This window comes from Mesoplasma melaleucae (genome assembly GCF_002804105.1).
Classification (GTDB): domain Bacteria; phylum Bacillota_I; class Bacilli_A; order Mycoplasmatales; family Mycoplasmataceae; genus Mesoplasma; species Mesoplasma melaleucae.
Genome location: NZ_CP024964.1, coordinates 392,879 through 410,893 on the forward strand (window position 1 = coordinate 392,879; position 18,015 = coordinate 410,893).

Annotated in this window: 23 protein-coding genes and 4 pseudogenes; 23 read left to right on the forward strand and 4 right to left on the reverse strand. The window is 22.7% G+C overall.

The window, feature by feature from the left end:
- Positions 1–11: 11 nt before the first annotated feature.
- Positions 12–1,901: a translation initiation factor IF-2 gene (gene infB, locus EMELA_RS02035; RefSeq protein ID WP_028124197.1), complete on the forward strand. Its 1,890-nt coding sequence runs from the start codon at positions 12–14 to the stop codon at positions 1,899–1,901.
- A 154-nt stretch (positions 1,902–2,055) separates the two neighbouring features.
- Positions 2,056–2,352, forward strand: coding sequence for a hypothetical protein (locus EMELA_RS02040; protein WP_028124196.1), 297 nt, complete (start codon positions 2,056–2,058; stop codon positions 2,350–2,352).
- Positions 2,353–2,895: 543 nt separating this feature from the next.
- Here EMELA_RS02040 and EMELA_RS02050 read toward each other — a convergent pair.
- Positions 2,896–3,414, reverse strand: a complete 519-nt coding sequence (locus tag EMELA_RS02050; RefSeq protein WP_028124195.1) for a MurR/RpiR family transcriptional regulator — start codon at positions 3,412–3,414, stop codon at positions 2,896–2,898.
- Between the two features lie 235 nt (positions 3,415–3,649).
- Here EMELA_RS02050 and EMELA_RS02055 point away from each other — a divergent pair, with 235 nt between their 5' ends.
- Positions 3,650–3,976, forward strand: coding sequence for an N-6 DNA methylase (locus tag EMELA_RS02055; RefSeq protein ID WP_028124194.1), 327 nt, complete (start codon positions 3,650–3,652; stop codon positions 3,974–3,976).
- Between the two features lie 14 nt (positions 3,977–3,990).
- Here EMELA_RS02055 and EMELA_RS02060 read toward each other — a convergent pair whose 3' ends face one another.
- From EMELA_RS02060 to EMELA_RS02070, 3 genes are read right to left on the reverse strand one after another with little or no spacing between them, the layout of a single operon-like run.
- Positions 3,991–4,392 carry a restriction endonuclease subunit S domain-containing protein gene (locus EMELA_RS02060; protein WP_028124193.1) on the reverse strand — a complete coding sequence of 134 codons (402 nt, stop codon included), beginning with the start codon at positions 4,390–4,392 and terminating at the stop codon, positions 3,991–3,993.
- Positions 4,393–4,424: 32 nt separating this feature from the next.
- Positions 4,425–4,679 carry a restriction endonuclease subunit S domain-containing protein gene (locus EMELA_RS02065; protein WP_028124192.1) on the reverse strand — a complete coding sequence of 85 codons (255 nt, stop codon included), beginning with the start codon at positions 4,677–4,679 and terminating at the stop codon, positions 4,425–4,427.
- Between the two features lie 19 nt (positions 4,680–4,698).
- Positions 4,699–5,040 (reverse strand): restriction endonuclease subunit S domain-containing protein, encoded by a 342-nt coding sequence (locus EMELA_RS02070; protein WP_028124191.1) that lies wholly within the window; start codon positions 5,038–5,040, stop codon positions 4,699–4,701.
- A 2,134-nt stretch (positions 5,041–7,174) separates the two neighbouring features.
- Here EMELA_RS02070 and EMELA_RS05330 point away from each other — a divergent pair.
- The 20 genes and pseudogenes from EMELA_RS05330 to EMELA_RS04865 all read left to right on the forward strand — a co-directional run.
- Positions 7,175–7,348: pseudogene (locus EMELA_RS05330) on the forward strand (DnaJ domain-containing protein); the annotation flags it as partial.
- Between the two features lie 14 nt (positions 7,349–7,362).
- Entirely contained in the window at positions 7,363–7,521 is a 159-nt protein-coding gene (locus tag EMELA_RS05120) for a hypothetical protein (protein WP_169733539.1), read from the forward strand.
- Positions 7,464–8,129 (forward strand): hypothetical protein, encoded by a 666-nt coding sequence (locus EMELA_RS02085; protein WP_169733538.1) that lies wholly within the window; start codon positions 7,464–7,466, stop codon positions 8,127–8,129. Before EMELA_RS05120 ends, EMELA_RS02085 begins: the two co-directional genes overlap by 58 nt.
- A 15-nt stretch (positions 8,130–8,144) precedes the next feature.
- Complete coding sequence (locus EMELA_RS02090) at positions 8,145–8,612, forward strand: hypothetical protein (RefSeq protein ID WP_028124187.1); 468 nt, start codon at positions 8,145–8,147, stop codon at positions 8,610–8,612.
- 939 nt (positions 8,613–9,551) lie between these two features.
- Positions 9,552–9,719: a hypothetical protein gene (locus EMELA_RS02095; RefSeq protein WP_334199105.1), complete on the forward strand. Its 168-nt coding sequence runs from the start codon at positions 9,552–9,554 to the stop codon at positions 9,717–9,719.
- 100 nt (positions 9,720–9,819) lie between these two features.
- Positions 9,820–10,533: an RsmE family RNA methyltransferase gene (locus EMELA_RS02100; RefSeq protein WP_028124186.1), complete on the forward strand. Its 714-nt coding sequence runs from the start codon at positions 9,820–9,822 to the stop codon at positions 10,531–10,533.
- Positions 10,534–10,711: 178 nt separating this feature from the next.
- Entirely contained in the window at positions 10,712–11,206 is a 495-nt protein-coding gene (locus tag EMELA_RS02105) for a hypothetical protein (RefSeq protein WP_028124185.1), read from the forward strand.
- Positions 11,179–12,426: a DEAD/DEAH box helicase family protein gene (locus EMELA_RS02110; RefSeq protein ID WP_028124184.1), complete on the forward strand. Its 1,248-nt coding sequence runs from the start codon at positions 11,179–11,181 to the stop codon at positions 12,424–12,426. Before EMELA_RS02105 ends, EMELA_RS02110 begins: the two co-directional genes overlap by 28 nt.
- A 12-nt stretch (positions 12,427–12,438) precedes the next feature.
- Positions 12,439–12,561: pseudogene (locus EMELA_RS05335) on the forward strand (hypothetical protein); the annotation flags it as partial.
- A 144-nt stretch (positions 12,562–12,705) separates the two neighbouring features.
- Positions 12,706–13,215 (forward strand): hypothetical protein, encoded by a 510-nt coding sequence (locus EMELA_RS02115; protein WP_028124183.1) that lies wholly within the window; start codon positions 12,706–12,708, stop codon positions 13,213–13,215.
- A 72-nt stretch (positions 13,216–13,287) separates the two neighbouring features.
- Positions 13,288–13,704, forward strand: coding sequence for a hypothetical protein (locus tag EMELA_RS02120; protein ID WP_028124182.1), 417 nt, complete (start codon positions 13,288–13,290; stop codon positions 13,702–13,704).
- Between the two features lie 339 nt (positions 13,705–14,043).
- Complete coding sequence (locus EMELA_RS05340; protein WP_169733537.1) at positions 14,044–14,181, forward strand: DNA cytosine methyltransferase; 138 nt, start codon at positions 14,044–14,046, stop codon at positions 14,179–14,181.
- Positions 14,182–14,559: 378 nt separating this feature from the next.
- Positions 14,560–14,796: pseudogene (locus EMELA_RS04835) on the forward strand (DNA cytosine methyltransferase); the annotation flags it as partial.
- Positions 14,797–14,899: 103 nt separating this feature from the next.
- Positions 14,900–15,151, forward strand: coding sequence for a hypothetical protein (locus tag EMELA_RS02130; RefSeq protein ID WP_028124180.1), 252 nt, complete (start codon positions 14,900–14,902; stop codon positions 15,149–15,151).
- 288 nt (positions 15,152–15,439) lie between these two features.
- Positions 15,440–15,604: a hypothetical protein gene (locus EMELA_RS04840; RefSeq protein ID WP_169733536.1), complete on the forward strand. Its 165-nt coding sequence runs from the start codon at positions 15,440–15,442 to the stop codon at positions 15,602–15,604.
- Entirely contained in the window at positions 15,589–15,897 is a 309-nt protein-coding gene (locus tag EMELA_RS04845) for a hypothetical protein (RefSeq protein WP_028124179.1), read from the forward strand. The genes EMELA_RS04840 and EMELA_RS04845 overlap by 16 nt, the downstream gene beginning before the upstream one ends.
- Positions 15,898–16,124: 227 nt before the next feature.
- On the forward strand, positions 16,125–16,712 hold the full coding sequence (locus EMELA_RS04850) for a hypothetical protein (protein WP_028124178.1): 588 nt from the start codon (positions 16,125–16,127) through the stop codon (positions 16,710–16,712).
- Positions 16,651–16,881 carry a hypothetical protein gene (locus tag EMELA_RS04855; RefSeq protein ID WP_028124177.1) on the forward strand — a complete coding sequence of 77 codons (231 nt, stop codon included), beginning with the start codon at positions 16,651–16,653 and terminating at the stop codon, positions 16,879–16,881. Before EMELA_RS04850 ends, EMELA_RS04855 begins: the two co-directional genes overlap by 62 nt.
- Positions 16,882–17,071: 190 nt before the next feature.
- Positions 17,072–17,464, forward strand: a complete 393-nt coding sequence (locus tag EMELA_RS04860) for a hypothetical protein (RefSeq protein WP_028124176.1) — start codon at positions 17,072–17,074, stop codon at positions 17,462–17,464.
- 36 nt (positions 17,465–17,500) lie between these two features.
- A pseudogene (locus tag EMELA_RS04865) lies at positions 17,501–17,869 on the forward strand (GmrSD restriction endonuclease domain-containing protein); the annotation flags it as partial.
- Between the last annotated feature and the right edge of the window lie 146 nt (positions 17,870–18,015).

Sequence of the window (18,015 nt, forward strand, 5' to 3'; positions counted from 1 at the left end):
GGGATTTTTACATGGCTAAAAATATAAAAACAAATAAAAAACCAGAACAAGTTAATAAAAAGGAAATGTCTAAGCAACATGCTAAACAAATTAAACAACAATTAAATGAAAGAGTGGCAACTGGAATCATTGATGGGGTTTTTGTTTATACTGAAACATTAAGTATTGCTGATTTTGCTAGTCAAATTGGAAAAAGTGTTGGAGAAATTTTAAAATACTTTTTTGCACAAGGATTAATGTTAAATCAAAATGTTGTGTTATCTGAAGAACAAATGGCTCAACTAGCTTTTGAATTTGGGTTTGACTTTAGAAAAGAAGAAACTCTAACTAAAGAAAACTTTTTTGAAGCATTAGATGCAACAGAAGAAGACAAACCAGAAGATTTAGAACATAGAGCACCAATTGTAACAATCATGGGTCACGTTGACCATGGTAAAACTACTTTATTAGACTCCATCAAAAACACTAATGTTGTTGATGGAGAAGCTGGAGGAATTACTCAAGCAATTGGAGCTTACCAAGTAACTAATAAAGATGGTAAAAAAATAACATTTATTGATACTCCAGGACATGAGGCCTTTTCTGAAATGCGTAGTCGTGGGGCTAATGTTACTGATATTGTTATTTTAATCGTAGCAGCTGATGATGGGGTTATGCCTCAAACTGAAGAAGCAATTGATCATGCTAAGTTAGCAAATGTACCAATTATTGTATTTATTAATAAATGTGACAAACCAGGAGCTGATCCTGAACGTGTTAAAACTGAATTAATGAAATATGAAATTGTGGCTGAAGAATATGGTGGAGATATTCCATTTGTGCAAGGTAGTGCAAAACAAAAACTTGGTTTAGACCAATTAGAAGAAACTATTTTATTAATTGCTGAAATGCATGATTATAAAGCAAATCCTAACAAATTAGCTAAGGGAGTAGTATTAGAAGCTCACTTAGATAAAGCAAAAGGACCAGTAGCTTCTATTCTTGTTAAAGAAGGTACTTTAGATATTAGAGATATGATTATTGCAGGAACTACATATGGAAACATTAAACATATGGAAGATGAATACAATAAAAAAGTTTTAAAAGCAGGACCAAGTAAACCAGTTGTAATTTATGGATTAAATGTAGTTCCAAGTGCTGGAGATAAATTCATTGTGATGAATGATGAAAAAATGGCTAGAACTATTGCTCAAGCACAAGCTGAAAAGAAATTAGCAGCTGAACGTAACTCAAATCAAGTATTTAGTTTAGATTCAATTAAAAAACATATTGATGATGGAGAATTAAAAGCAATTAACTTAATTGTTAAAGCAGATACTCAAGGATCTGTTGAAGCTTTAAAAGGAAGTTTATCAAAAATTGATATAACTGGAGTTAAACTAAACATTATTAGAGCTAGTGTTGGAACTATTACTTTAAGTGATGTTACTTTAGCATCAACTGTAACTGATGGAATTGTACTAATCTATGGATTTAATGTAAGACCAGATGCAGCTGTACGTAAAAAAGCTGAAGAAGAAGGTATTGAAATTCGTTTACATAACATTATTTATAAAGTTATTGAAGAGTTAGAAGATGCAGCAAAAGGAATGTTAGATCCAGTGTTTAAAGAAATCATAACTGGATCAGCTGAAATTAGAGCTACTTTCAAACACTCTGACATTGGAACAATTGGTGGATTCCATATTGTTGATGGAAGTATTGAACGTAAATCTAAAGTTCGTGTTGTTAGAAATGGGATTGTTATTTATACTGGAGAATTAGCAACTTTAAAACATTTAAAAGATGATATTAAAGAAGCTAAGATTAATTCAGAAGGTGGATTAACAATTAAAAACTTTAATGACATCAAAGAAGGCGATGTTGTTGAAGGATATAAAGAAGAAGAAGTTAAGAAATAGAAAGGCCTAATCTCTATTTTTATTTTGAAATAATTAATTTCAATTGTAAAAAACTCTTACAAACCCTTGATTTAACTTATTTTTCATATTTTATCAAATTCATATTCATGTTTAGTAGTTAATTTATTAAGCATTTAAGGCAAGTATTTATTTTTTGATAAAATTTATTAAAAGAAAGAAAAGGATTATCAAAAAGACAAGAAAAAAGGAAGTATTAGAATTAAATATTGAGCTTTTAAAAAAAGAAAATTATATTTATTGAAATATTTATGATAAAACATTTTATACTGAGGATAAACTATTTAATAAATATAATTTATATAAAGGTCCTGATATGTTGGATTTTTATTCTTGATTAAAAACAAATGGTAGTATTACAATAGATGAAAAAATTGATTTTGGAGATTTATCTGATGTTCCATCACAATATTTAAAACAAACTAAAAATTAAAAAATATTTTATATATAAATAAAAAAGTGATATTAAAGTTATATAAGAAAAATAAGTATTGCATAAAATATATTTTTAGAATGTAGTGAAAATAAGTAATAAGATAAAATATTTGTTTTCTTTTTTATATTTAGTTCAAGTTATTGTAAGAATGATAAAAAATTGCTAGAACCATTGCTCAAACACAAGCTGAAAAGAAATTAGCAGCTTAACGTCAATCAAATCAAGTATTTAGTTTAAATTTAATTAAAAAACATATTATCAAGTTATTTCTAAAAGCAATTAATTTAAATGTTAAAGCAAATACTCATGCATCTGTTTAGCTTTTAAAAGGAAGCATATTAAAAATTGATATTACTAGAGTTAAATTAAACATTATCAAAGAAGGTAATGTTGTTGAAAGAATATAAAGAAAAAGAAGTTAAAAATAAAAATATTAAAAGAAGTAAGTAAAATAATAAAAATTATTTTACTTACTTCTTTATTTATGCTTTATAATTTGTTTCATTGCTCAGTTATCTTATTTTTTGCTTCAATTTTTTCTTAAGAATTTTTCATTTTTTGAATAATTCTATTAAATATTATATTTAAAATAAAAATTTGAGAATAAAATGAACTAATCATTGGAAAAGAATATTTTTCTTTTTTATTTACTGAATAAAATAAGCATCATTCTGCTTTTTTAATTAATTGGTTATTTTTAATATTTTCACTTGAAGTAATTATCAAGAAAGGAATGCTTTTATCAATTAAATATGATGTAGCAAATTTGATTTTTTTTGTATTGAAAGAATTTGAAATTAAAATGACAACTGTATCTTTTAAATCAAAACTTGATTGCATTAGTAATTCATGCACAGAACTATGCGAAGAAGAATTAATTCCTACTCTTTTTAACTGATTATTGAAAAAATCTGCACTAATTCTAGAATTTCCAATACAAAATAGTAAAATACTTTTTTTACAAATTATTATATTTACAAAATCTTCTAGTTTATTATTGTCTAAAATTTTTTCTGTTTTAAATATTGAATATAAACTAAGGGCAGCTACATTAGACACTGTTGACTCAATACTTGATCAAATAAATAATTATCATTCATCAAATTAATTTTTGCTTTACCACCATAATCAATTTGCATATCCTTTAAAGATTTATAACCCATTTTTTTACTAATCTTAAAATTGTTGCATCAACTGCAAAATATATTTTTGATAATTCAGCTATAGATTTAGATTTGATTGTTTAATCAACTCTTCAATTTTTAAAAGTATTAATTTTTCTGTACTTGTTAACATGATTATTTACCTTTCAAAAAAATTAAGAGAATTAACTGAAGAAGACATTGCAAAAATGCAAAGTTTATATGATAAACATTTAAATGGAGAAATAATTAATATTCTAGGACTTGCAAAAACTATTACAAGTGCAGAATTAATTGAAAATGATTATTCATTTGTTCCAGGAAGATATGTTGAATTAGAAGAAGAAAAAGTTGATAAAGAAGAAATCAAAAAAGAAATAAAACAGCTTTCACTTGAATTAACAAATTTACTTAGTGAGTTTGATGAATTAAAACCAAAACTTGAAGAAGTAATAAAAAAAGCTCTTGAATCTGAATAGATTTAGTAGCTTTTTTATTTTATTAGAAGTTCAATAGCAACTTTCTTTAATTCAATAAGATTCAACTTAATACTATTAATTTTTTTAAGTTTTAATAATATTTCATTAAAACTAATTTCAGATACATTAATTGTTGATTCCAATATTAAAGACTTATTTATGCTTTGTTGTGCAGCACCATTTTTTACTTTTTTAAAATAATTCATAGAACTCAAAATTTCAAAGTAAAGATTTTTTTCACTTATTATTGCAATTGATTGATTTACAGCTGTGTCCTTTGTTGATATCGAAAGTTTATTCGTATCAGGATCAATTATTGACATTAACAAAGATTCTTCTTTTGCAATTTGAGTCTTTTTTAATCCTGCTTCTGTGATATATTTATCTTCATTTAAACTGAAAAAAGTATTTGTCAATTTGCCTGAATTAATTCAAGGAAAATTTCCATTTATTCAAAATTCATTATTACTTGTTGAAGGGTTCCTCCTATTTTAACTTCAGCAATTTCTTTGAGCAAATAAGTTTTTTTATTAGAAACCTTATATATGGCGTTCATTAATGTAAAAGTTTTTTTGATAATATTTTCAATTAAACTAATATAATTCTCTAAAGGTTCAATAATATTAATTATTTTTTGTTCTTCTTCAATTGATGGTATTTCTATCTTTAAACCACAAGCTACATTAGGGTTCATTTTTGGCATTGTTGAGCCAGTATTTAAATTAGCTTATTAAATTACCAAAACCAGGTCCACTAAAATAATAATAAATGTATTTAGGAATTGCTATTTTTTTGTTTATAGGGTATTTTACCAAAAAACCTGCGAAAACCATTTCCTCATCTATGTCATGAAAATAGGGCTTTATTGTTCCTGCTCTAGAAATTATAAAATCTCCCCTTTTTACAATTTTATCAGTTTTTTCATCAACAAATTTATTGACACTCAAAGAGTTATCTAAATCAGATTGTGTTAAGTATTTTTTTGATCCCGAAGTCTTCGCAGCAAGACCTGCTCCATATATAGGTTTGCCTACTAAAATATCTCCAAGTTTATAAATAGCCATTATTAAACCTCCAAATGTTAATTTATTATTATTTTATACTAATATAATAGGAGAAATTATATGAATTACAAAAAATAACTATTCAAAAAATACGATAGCAACTTATGAAAATATATTAAAAAAGAATTAAGAAAATATTTTAATGTGCCTAATACAGTTTGAACACATTACAATGTTATATGATCATTTATAAAATGATCTGGTGATAAAAGAATAAATAAAATGAAAGAACTAAAACTTCCTAAAATACCTAAGAAATATATGAATGTCTTTTCAAAAGAATATCTTTATTCAAAAACTAAAATTAATTTTTTTTCATGATATTATTACAAGACAAAAGAAAATAACAATAAGATTTTTATTTGAGACTGGATTAAAAGCTTGCGAGCTTTTTACTGTTAATTATATAAATGATCAATACATTAGAGTACTAGTAAAAGGAAACAAAATTAGAGATGTTTTACATAATAATGAAAAAACATTTAGGTATCTTAACTTATCATTAGAAGAAAATTGAAAAATTTACAGTAACTATTTATAGTTGCTGTTTTTTAATGGCTATTATTGAAATTAAAACTGGTAAATAAATACTAAAGACGCAAATAAAGATTGAATTTATACTTTTTTTGACAGAAGTTCAAAAACAAAAAAAGTAATATATATATGAAGGTGAATATACAATTGTGCCAGGTGAAGTTATTTTTAATCCTAAATACCAATCTGGAAAATTTAATTTGCATCAAAGACATATTGTTTAACTTCAACAGATGAATCACAGTTACTAAATAAATATTTATATTATTTTGTTTTGAAAAATAAGTATTTGTTTAGTAAATACTCTGTTGGTTCAACAGTAGCTTCATTGAATAATTAATCATAATTTTATAAATATTCAAGAGCAACAAAAAATAATTGATGTTATTGAACCATTTGAACATTTATTTATAAAATACTCAAATTGCATTAAAATTGAAAATTATAATGAATGTCAAAATGACTTAAATAAAATAATTGATATTATTGAACCTTTGGAAAAAAAGAAATAAATAATAATGCTATTTCTGATATAATAGAGCTAATAAAAAGCATTGATGGCATATTATATCAACTGATATTAATGCAGAACAATTGAGTTTAACTAGACAAAAAGAAGAAAAATATACTAGTGGTTTATACTTAAAAACTGCCGACATTGGAAATTTTAATAACAAAATAAAGAAAAAAAGAATATTATCCAGTTTTACATTCAAGGGCAAGACTTAAAGTTGAAAAAAAACATTGTATATTAGTAAATTATTAGGTGAAAGAAATTTTTTTAATTTTTAAACAAAACTTAATTATTTCAAATTGTATGTGAAGTTTAAAAAGTGACTCTTCATTTTATTTTTCTAACTTATCAATTCTATTTTCTAACTATTTCTATAATAAGAAAAAGTTATATTTAACAGGAACAACAATGGTTAGTTTGAACTATGAGGGCTTGATATAAAATTATAAATTAGACATTAATAATAACTGATATTAAAATTGAAAATCTACTTGAACATTTATTTACACTTCTATCTTTAAGATCAGAAATTGAAAATAAACTTGATAAATTAATTACTAAATCAATAGAGCTTTTAGTAAAATAAGAGTAATATTATAAAGAATTAAGAGGTTTTTAATGTTAAATATTAATTTAAATCTTATTAACAACTTAAAAATACAAGAGCAAATTAAAGATGAGTTGCTTTTTCTTTATGAGCGTTTTTCAACTAAAACAATCAGTTTAATGAATAAATTATTATTCGAAATAGAAAATATTAAAAAAAATATAAATGAATTCGGCGATCAAGAATTTACAGACACTATTTATAATGAATTTAAATTAAAAATCTTAATGAATCAAAATATCATTGATAACAAAATTGAAAGTATTGATAAAAATTTTAAAGAACTAGATTTAAAAAAACTTGAGCAGTTAATGAATGAAATAATTTACAAACTAAATGAAAACTACATTATTTCAATTAAAAAGATTAAAGAATTTATATTAGCTAATTATGAAATAAATTTTGATTATATTCAAATTAAAGAAAACGATAATAAATTAAAATTTGAAGATTTCTCAAATAACAATCTATTAAAGGCTATTGCAAACGGTGATTATTGATCTTATGAAATACTTGGTGTTAGTCTAAATGCATCAGATATAGAAATTAAACAAGCTTATAAAATACTTGCTAAAAGATATCATCCTGACAATAATAAAGACCCAGAAGCAGAAGAAATGATGAAATTGATAAATAAGGCATATAATATATTAAAAGGAAAAGAATAATGAAGAGTAAAATTAGAAAATTAAAATTATCAATTGGATTATTATTAATAATCGAAGCACTAATTATCTTAGTAATGGTCGTATTATCATTTAAATGGGGTTGATTAATCTATTTAACAGCTGGAGTTGGTTATATTTATTTGTCATTCATAACTTAGTATTTGTAATTAGAAGAAATTTAATTATTAGAAGATTTCATAAAACAATTAAAGAAGATTTAATCTTTAAATCTTATATTGAAAAAAGAAATTATATTCATAACTTTTTAATCTTTTATACTTCATTCTTTATTTTAGTATTTGTAACAGTTGCTACAATTACTTTCTTATTTGTTGAAAATACTGAAAATAGTATTGCATTAGATCTATTAAGTTTATTATCAGCTGCACTTGTTATAGTTTTTCCATTCCTAGGAGGATTCTATAAAAGAATAACAAATATTACCCAAACTGAAGGTGATATGAAAGCAGATGCACTAAGAAAAGATATTAAATATGTCATAACAGGAAATATTAGTTTAAATAAAGCAATGGAAGATATTAATTTAAATACTAAAACTATTGAATTATTAAAAACAGAAAAAGATATTAATTCACAGAAGATTATTAAAAGACTAAATAACCGTATTCAGAATATTAATGAACAAATATCATTATTTGAAGCAGCATTAAAAAATTTTGATGAAAAAAGTGATAATCGTGAATATAAAGCTAAAATCTTAAATTCAAAAAATTTATCAGAAATAGTTAACATATTAAATAAGTAATAGGGGTAAATAATTATGAGTAATCAAACTAGTTTAAACAAAAATATTAAATTATCAGAAAAAGAAATTCAATTTCGTGATTTAAAGATTCAAAGATTTGTTTTAAAAGAAATATTAGAACTTGTAACAAAAGCAGGATATGACAAAACTAATTTACACTTTGCTTTAAATGAAGGAATAGGTAGAGATAGTTATCAATTCATGATGTTTACAAAGGAATGAATTAATTCAGTTATTAACGATGTTGAGTTAATGCCAATTAAACCAAAAGAAAAGGATAAAGCAAAAGAAAAACTAATGCTTATTTCAGAATTGTACGTTGTTAAAGAAAAATGCTTTAAAACTTATGAAATAAATCAAGACTTCTTTGACAAAATTATTAGTAATCTCTTAGCTAAAGGTAAATTACCATCAATAAGAAAAATTATTAAAAAATTATTTATCAAAAGCTATGAGATAAACAGATTAAGGAATATTTATTAGAAGAGAAATATCTTTTAATTGATATAATGACCCTAAAAGATATGATTTTTTAAATAACTATTACAAAAAAGACCCAAAAAATAAACTATTGAGTGACTTTAAACCAGATCCAAATAAATTTGAAATTTACAAACAATTATTACTAAAAACTTTTTAGTTGAAATAACTAGATTTAAATTATAATTTTTATAAATAACATTTTAATGCTTTTAACTAATTCTATAGTTGGAAGCATTTTTTCATGTAAAAAAATAGGATGTTGCTTTATTTTATTTATGTGTTTAAACTAGTTCAACCACTTATACATAGTGGTAGGGAAAAGGTATTTATAAAACAAAAATAAACTATAAAAAAACACAATTTATTAAGAGAGTTTGCAAAAAATTATTTTTTTACTCTTAATAAATCAGAGCTAAGCGTTAACAGCTCAGTAAATTAATAACTTTTAAAAATGAACATTTTTTAAAATTATTAAAGAAAAAAACGTATATGTAACAGATAACTATAAAAATATACTTTTAAGTGCTTTAACTAGTATTTTTTAGGTTATCACAACTTTTTAATACAAATCTCCTATATTTAAGTCAATAAATTACTTAAGGCCTTAAGGCAATTTTTAAGACTTATAAGATTTTTATATTAAAAAAGTTTAAAAGCAATAACAGATTGCTTTTAAATAATTAAAATATTTTTAAATAACAAAGAAATAAGGAATTAAGGAATCTTATTTTTTTGAAAAAGCATTGAGAAATTATCGGTTTGAGGTTAATAAGAAAAAACATATGTAAATTTATTAACCTTATTTTATTTTTTATAAAAGGAAAAAACCCATAGTAATAGCTAAAAAACCTATTAAGAAAAAGTCAATTAAAGTTACTAAAACAGAATTGATCAATGAACTTTATTCTATAAATGAAAATAAAATAACAAAAAATTAAAATTAAACAAATTGTAGATGCTGTATTTGATATTATTGAAGTTTATTTGAAACATGAAAATGTCGAAGTTAAAATTAATGATTTTGCTAAATTCGTAATTATTACAAATAAAGAAAGTTTTAAAAACAATTTAATAACTGATGAAAAAAAGATTAATTCTTACATATAAAAATGTTAAATTTAGATTTTCAAAAAATTTAAAAGAAAGAATCAATTCATAGATTCTTTTTTTGTTTATAATTATTAAAGTTAGTTTAAAAGAGGTTAAGATGTTTAGATATTTTGTAGAGATTAAAGAAGATAATACTTTTATTATTAATAATAGTGATGTTCATCATATTAAAAATGTTGTTAAGTTAAAAAATAATGAAATTATTGAATGTGTTTATCAACAAGCAGTTTATCAAACTAAGATTATTGATTTAACAATTGATGATCAAGTAGTTGTCGAAATTATTAATAAACTTGAAACTACAACAAGTAAAGTTAAAAAAGTGTTAATTGCTGGAGTATTACGTGAACAAAAATGAGATTACTTGTTACAAAAATCAACTGAACTAGGAGTTGATGAAATTATTCCTGTAATCTTTAAACGTAATGTTGTTAAAATTGATGCTAAAAAGGTTAATCAAAAACTACAAAGATGACAAGCAATTTGTGATACTGCTACTAAACAATCAAAAAGAACAACTATTCCTGTTGTTAATAATTTAATTACTAACTTAAAAGATTTAACTAATAGTTTATGTAATTTAAATCTTGTAGCATGAGAAGAAGAAAAAGAAATTGAACTTAAAACATATTTAACACAAAACTTTAACTCAATTAGTTTTGTTATTGGTTGTGAAGGTGGAATTGATGCTAGTGAGATTAAGATTCTGCATGAAATAGGTTTTAGAAATGTAAGTTTAGGAAGTAATATACTAAGAGCTGAAACTGCTCCAACCTATATATTAAGTAGTTTAATTTATGAAAAAATGTAATTGTTTTTAATTAAAATAAGTTGTAATAATATATAATTATTACGTGTCTGGCACCGCCTTTCCTTAATTATTAATTATATTTTAGCCAGACACATCACCCTAACCGGTGATTTTTTTTATGTTTTCCTGACTTTAGAAGTTTAAAATGTTAAACTGTAAATAATAAGATAATGAAAAAATGAAGGATAAATTATTACAAGATTTACTACTAAATGTAGAAAATATTAATAACTTTGAATTGAAAGAACAGGCAAAAAATAAAAACAACAAATGACTTATAAATCAATTTCAAAATATCTTGGAAAAGAAAATAAGTTCATTTAATTCATTTGAAGAAAAAATTGATTTCATTAATGTTTTATTAACAAATGAGAAAAAATTCACAAAATTCACAAATTTAAATAAATTTGGTAATAACATAATTAATAGTTTAAGCCTTAACGAATTAGTTGTATCTTTAAATGAATTTATTGAAGTAGAATTTTTAAATGCAAACATAGCATTAGTTATATCACCGTTTATTAGTTCTTTCATGGTAAATAAATTAAGAAATTGATTAACAAATAATAAAAATTTAAAAGTTAAAATATTAACTACAACATTTGATGGATCATCAAGGTATCTTTCTCTAGAAACATTAGTCATTTGCAAAAAGATTTTAAAGAAAGAGTAGAAGTTAGAATTAAAAATTCGTTTAAAAATAATGGCTCAAGAATTCATATGAAAGCATATTGTTTTTTAAGAGAAGGCGGTTTTAGTAATTTGTATATTGGTTCAAATAACTTTACAAGAACTGGAATAATGATAGGAAATGAATATTCAATTAAAATTAATGAGTTTAGAGAAAAAGAAATATTTAATAACTTTATTTTAGAGTTCAATAACCTATGAAAGCAGGATTTAATTGAAATAACTGATTCTGAAATCATTAATAAAATGATTTTGTCTCAAATTTTTATTGATGAAATTAATAGGCAAAAAGAAAAAGAACAATTTGAAATAATTAATAATTTATCCAAAAATAAGGATATATTTGAATTATTTGATTACCAAAAAGAAGTTATTAACAGGATTAATCAAAGAGAAAAAGATGGAATAAATAAACATTTAATAGTAATGGCAACTGATACGGGAAAAACTTTAACAATTGCTAAATATTTTGAAGAATTATTTTATAAAACAAATAAACCTTTAAAAATTTTATTTTTAGCTCATCAAAAAGAAATTCTAGAGCAAGGTATAACAACTTTTGAAAAAATTATTACAGGTTTTAAAAGTGAAGTTTGCGATTTTTATGATCAAAGAAATAAAATAGAAGATTTTGAATCAAATAGTTATATTTTTGCAACTTTTCAAAGTTTATCTAAAAATTTAAAATTTATACAAGAAATTAAATTTGATTTAGTTATTTTAGATGAAGTACATCACATTCAAGCTAAAAATTATAAAAAAGTATTTGATTTAGTTTCTAAAAATTCAAAAACATTAATTGGATTAACGGCAACACCAGAAAGAACAGATGGAATAGATATCAATAAATACTTTAATTATGAATACGCATATGAATTAAGTTTATATAATGCATTATCAAACGATTTACTTGCTCCATTTGATTATTATTTTATTCAAGATAAAACAGTTGACTTAACAGGAATAGAATTAAATAAAAGTGAAAAATTATGAAAAATATTAAGTTCACAACAAAGAAATAAATTTATTTTGGAAAACATAGAAAAAATGATTGGATTAAATAATCGTGATACATCGACTGTGCTATTTTGTTCATCAATTGAACACGCAAATAAATTAAAAAAATTTCTTTGTGAAAATAATTTAAGATGTGAAGTATTAACAAGTGAAAATAATAGTAAAGAAAGAGAAAATTTAATTTAAAGATTCAAAAATAAAGAAATAAATTATTTATGTGTCAAAGATATTTTAAATGAAAGTGTTGATGTACCTAACATAGACAGAATAATATTTTTAACACCTACTAATTCATTATTAATTTATTTACAACAATTAGGACGAGGCTTAAGAAAAACACCGGATAAAAAATTACAAATTTATGATTTTGTAAATAACGTTGACCTATATGTTAATAAGCAATATGATCCGTTCCTATTATATAAAGCATTTAAAAAAGAAAATAATTTTAAAATCAGCGAATTAATGAGTAAAAATTTTAAAATAGGTTCATTTTTGCCAAATGGATCTGAAATACATATAGACTATTTAACTCGAAATGATTTAATTGAAAAAATTAGAAAATATGAGTCGAATAAAAAAATTAACAATATAATTAATGAATATTCTAGTGAAATTTCATATGAAAATTATAAAAAAATGTTTTTTGAGAATCAAATGAGAGATGATTTTACACCATTTAAAATTTACGCTAAAAGTAAAACATTTATAAAAGACAATTTAAAATTTGTAATTATTTTAGCAAGAATGTCAATAAATAATAACAAAAACGTTATAAAGCGATGAATTGAAATAGTAAAATCAAGAAAAATAAATTTAAATATGATTGAAGACAAATTATTTATAGCTAATTTTTGTAATAATAAAATAACAATTAACAATAAAGAATTTGAAAAAAATCTTTTAAAAATATTGAGATTTTATAAAAACCAATGTAACTATCTTTGAAGAACTGCTGTATTTATTTCAGTATAAAGTTGAAGTTGAAGAGTTAATTGAAAATAATGATGTTGAAAGAAATCATTAGAAATTGAAAATTTACGAAACATGTACGTAACTTATGACCAAATTTATGTTCTTTTAAACAATGGTATAGTTGAAAATAAATTTAAAAAAAACTCATCTGTTCAAGGTATTTTTGAAGTATCTAAATTTAAATATGCAATATCTGCTTCTTCATTAACTAAAGAAAGAGAACATAAGCATACTAACTATTTTTCTAATAAGGATGAGCTATTAAGTTGAGAATCACCTGATTGTTGAAAATATAGTGATAATGAAAAACTCGATTTAATCAAAAATAAATATTATGTTTTTTATCAATCAGATGAAACTGTTGAACTATTTGATAATACTATTAGAAAATACATAGGTAATATAAAAAAAATTGAACAAAGAGAATCAATAAAAAATAACAAAGAAAACAAAGAAAATAAGATTAAATATAAACTTAAAATTTCATAAAGTTATAGCGTTCTATTACAAAAAAATAAAAAAATAAAAAAATAAAATCTTTCTTAGGTGGAAAATTTTTGAGACATTTTCTGGAATTGGAGCTCAACATAAAGCTCTTGAAATCTTAAAAAATAAGATTCTTGATTATGAAATAGTGGCTACAAGTGAGTGAGATATTTGAGCTAACATATCTTATAATGCAGTTAATCACAATAATTTTAATATTGCACTAAATTTAACTAATGAAGAAATAGATTCATTTTTGTTAAAATTTACGCATTCAAACGATTCCAAAAGTCCAATGACGAAAGAACAAGTTTTAAAATTGCCTCGCTTAGTTAAGGAAATTTGTATAGTTCTATAGGTTACTACACGCAAACTTATGTTTTAGAAGCAAATAAATATGGAACACCGCAAAATAGAAAAAGAGTTTTTGCATTTAGTGTTAGAAAAAATATATCTAAAAATTTTAAAGACACTTTTTAAACAAGCAATGGTTCAATCATAAAAGAAACGAATGCTCCAGTTGACATAAGCAATCAAATTAAGATCAAAAAAAATATATATGAAATTCTTAAAAAAGATTAAAGTATTGTAAAATATAAAGAAGAAGCAAGTAAGGCTACACCTAATAGAACAAAAAGCAGAAAAAAATGTTTGAAAATAATAAAATGCTTTCGACAAAAGTGCAAACTAACATAAAAAAGCATAAAAATAATGCATTTACTAAAGACGACAATATATATAGCTTGTTTCTTCAAAAATTACTACGAAGCAACATAGAGATCCAAATGCAGGAGTCATAAATTTAAAAGGAAAAATTTTGGAAGATAAATTTAATTATAAGATGAATATAAAAAAAGCGATTTTAGACTTTTAACACCAAGAGAATGTTTTTTATTAATGAGCTTTGAAGAAAATGACTTTCAAAAAGTTCTTAACGTTTCATATGAAATAAATTTATATCATATGAAAAGAAATAAATACTTAGGCGATGCTGTTTTATATAGGCAAAGCGGTAACAGTATAGTTGTTAATGTGTTAGTTGCAATATTTAATAAAATAGCAGAAATTGAAGGGAAATTGAAAAATGAAAAGTAGTGATTTTGAAAAAAACGTTAAAGAACTATATTTTAAAATTTCTGGATTAGAATTTGAATTAACAAATTCTAAGTAATGAAAAATTAAAACTAGCATTAAGACTATGATAAAAAGTTTGTACAAAATTAAAGGAAAATTTAATGAATTGAATTTTGAATATGATGAAAAGAGTAATAAGTATTTGATCAATGGAGATCTAAATGGCATTGTAGATAGTACATTTAGACAATACTTTATAATAGGTTATATATTAGGTGTTTTTGAAATTGATAAAGAAGTCGCTTTTGCTGAGTCGTTTTATGATTATGCTCTTAAAAAAGAAAAAATTTATTTTAACAAATGATTTTTGCGATAAAGCGAATTATCAAATGTTTTTATTAGATATAAACTTATTTAAAAGAATCAAAGAAGCTCTTATGTGAGTTACTCCTGACTCATTTATTTAGGAGCCTACAGTAAAATTTATTTTTACATTATGTACTTAAGCAGTTGCGTTTAAAAGTAATTCACTTGAGTTAATGATTAATTTTTTTAGATTCATACAAATAAAAGAAAAATACAAAAATTATTGGTGCAATTGATGAGTATAACTATCAAAAAGAAATAGCAGTTAAATTTGCTAATTTTATTTAAAGGAGAAAAAATGGAAATTAATTTATTTAAAAAATTTTATAATTATCTATCTTTGCAGGAATTATCATATTTAAAAATCATTGAGTCAAAAATAAGAAGAGAAAAAGAGGATATAGCAAATAATATTTCAATTGAAATATCTAAAATATTGGAATCAAAATGAACAGGATTTTAGAGGCAAATGGAACATATTTAGCATCTTATGAAAAAACTTCAAAAGTAATTTTTGATAAAGTTTGTAATCTTTATTCAGAAGAGAAAAAACTTGAATCAGGCTTTATAAGAAATACTCAAATGTCTGAAATAATTTTTTCAACTTTTAATTATATTAGAAATTGAAGAAATGATGAAGTACATCCAAGTGAGTTAGGAATAAAAAGAAGTTTTACTGATACTATTCACTTAATTAAGTGTTTTGATTTAGTGTTATCTTTTTTAATTAATTTTTTGATGATACAAAATTTGTAATTGAAGAATTTGATGAGAACTTTCTTTTAACAATTTTAAATCATAGGAAACATTTTATAGACGAAATAGTGGATGAAAATAAAAAGACAGATATTGGATTTATAAAGCTTGGAAAAATAGATATAAGTTCATTTGTGCTTAATCCTGAAGTTAATTTTTTCATTACTTCTTATCAAAGAAAATATAGATAAGATTCAGAAACTTGTAAAGAATTAATAACTGGAATATTGAATAAAACAAACAATATTAATGATGAGTATTTTGGAACCATTGCTGTAACCATTGAAGAAAATACAAGAAATAAAGATATTCGAACTGTAAGATTAATAGATGGTCAACAAAAAGTTACTACTTCGCTTATTATTTTTAGAGTGATTTTTGATTTATGAAAAGAAAAACAATTGAATTCTTATGAAGAAAATATTCTAGAAATGCCAAATGAATTACAAAAAACCTTCCTAAATGTAGGTTGTTATAATAAATATAAAAATATAACAGGGAATGAAGTTGAAAATAAGACTATTGATTTTATTTTAAATGAGAATTTATCTTACAAAGAAAGAAACATAAGAATAATAAGTTTTAAAACAATTGGTAAATCTCAAGTAGCTAAGAATTACTCAACAATTCATGATATGTTAGTATCGTTATCTCAAGAAGAATTAAGCTCTTTTTATGATAGATATGCATATAAATTTTTAATTTCTTGTCTCTATTTTAATAAAACTCCAGCTGAAGAATCCAGCTGAAGAAATGGAAATATTTGAAACTTTAAATTCAAAAGGAACTGAATTAGATTCTTTTGATATGATTAAAAACTTTTTATTTAATTTAGTTGATAAAGATATCTTTTTAGAAAAAGAAGCTAAAATAACAAAAATATTTAATGAATACATGAGTTTCGACGATTCAAAAATAGAACAAGAAAAAAAAGAAAAATTCAAGAAACGTTTTTATTTAGTTATTGTGAATATAAATTATTAAATTTTAAGCAATTAGATAATAATTTAAATAAAAACAAAAAATCAATATTAAAACACTTTAAAAAAATATATGGAAATAAAAATAACATTGATGTTAATGAATTTAAAAAAATGTTTCTGAAATAGGTAAATACGTAGCTTTAACAAAAACATTTGAATCAAGAAATTATGAAAATAACACGTATGACTTATTGTTTCCACTAAGATATAACATTGCAAATATTGCGCATAAATATATATCATTATTTATAATATTTTATATAATTGATATTTTTGCAAAAAGTAAATGAGATTCTTATAGTAAAACACTTGATTACAGTGATAAAACAGAATTAATGAAGAAAACACTATTTGAGTTTGAAAAATGAATTATTTCGTTACTACAAGTTTCAGAATCAGGTCAGTCATTAACAAAAATAATTTTAAGATTGTTTAGATTTTTAAATTTTTATGATACATCTAATTATGCTATACAAGAACAAATACCAAGTATGATAAGAAAATGACTGGCAATGAAAACAGAGGATTCATTTACATTTCAAAGCAAACAACAAAAAAACTATTACTTGAAAATATTGATTTAAAAATTCCAACAAGCGAAAACAAGCGAACAATTTTATAATTCTTTAATAAGCAAAAAAGTGCAGAATAAAAATATAGCGATGGTTTTATTGAAAAGGTTGAAAAGTAAATTAATTAATAATTGAGAAATTAAACGAGATAAAAATTCTTTGAAACATATTATGCCAAAAACAATTAAAAAGACCAATTGAAATGACTTTTTAAAAAATGAAGAATGAGATTTAACTGAAAAAGATGTACTTGATAAACATGCTCAATATATTGATAAAATTGGAAATTATTTAATACTTGATAAAAACAAAGAAAATTACAAAGTATCAAACGGTAAATTTAATTTAAAAAGAATGGAATTTATAAAGTGAAATAATCCACTGTGTACATGATTTTTGATTTTAGTAACAATATAAATTTACTGACAACAGAAAAATTTGGTTTTGATGAAATTGATGAAAGATCAAAGGCTATTTCAAAAATAATAATTAAGAAATTTATTATAAAAACAATTAATAAACTTAGTGTATCTAAGTTTATTTGTTAAAATTAATAAGAAAAT